Source organism: Peribacillus muralis, assembly GCF_001439925.1.
GTDB lineage: Bacteria > Bacillota > Bacilli > Bacillales > DSM-1321 > Peribacillus > Peribacillus muralis.
This window is the reverse complement of record NZ_LMBV01000077.1, coordinates 1-463: the sequence shown is the minus strand read 5'-3', so window position 1 is coordinate 463 and position 463 is coordinate 1. Positions and strand designations below refer to the sequence as shown.

The window sequence follows — 463 nt, the reverse complement described above, 5'->3', positions numbered from 1 at the left end:
AAACTTAGTTTTTCAATTGCCTGCTTTTCATCTGGAAAGAAAAATATATCCTTCCCTTTATTACTCTCATAGATAAAGTCTTTCAAACTTTTACTTGAATATACAGAAAAGTCTCCTACAACGGCTATTTTTACGTGATAATTGATAAACTTTTGTAATATTTCCCCTGCAAGTTTCGTACTTAAGTGAAAAAAGTCCTCACATATTGCCGATTTATTCAAAATTATACGGTTACATCCAGTTTCATACTGTACTGTCGCTATAAAATCCAATGCCGACTGAACATCCTTTATTAGTATCTTGTTACTGCTTATAACAGCAATTTCAATATTATTCTGTTTAATTGTATTTGTTTTCATTAATAGCCCCCATTTCAGTAAATATCCTCTGATCTTTATTTTATTTTCATTAATACGTCTCATTATATTTTACAGTGGACTTCTTGTTGAACAAACCTGCCCCT

At 30.7% G+C, this 463-nt stretch carries 1 protein-coding gene; it reads right to left on the bottom strand.

The window, feature by feature from the left end:
• A partial coding sequence (locus ASU00_RS24160) for a DUF4180 domain-containing protein (RefSeq protein ID WP_057915966.1) occupies positions 1 to 359 on the bottom strand: 359 nt, incomplete at its 3' end.
• Positions 360 to 463 lie beyond the last annotated feature (104 nt).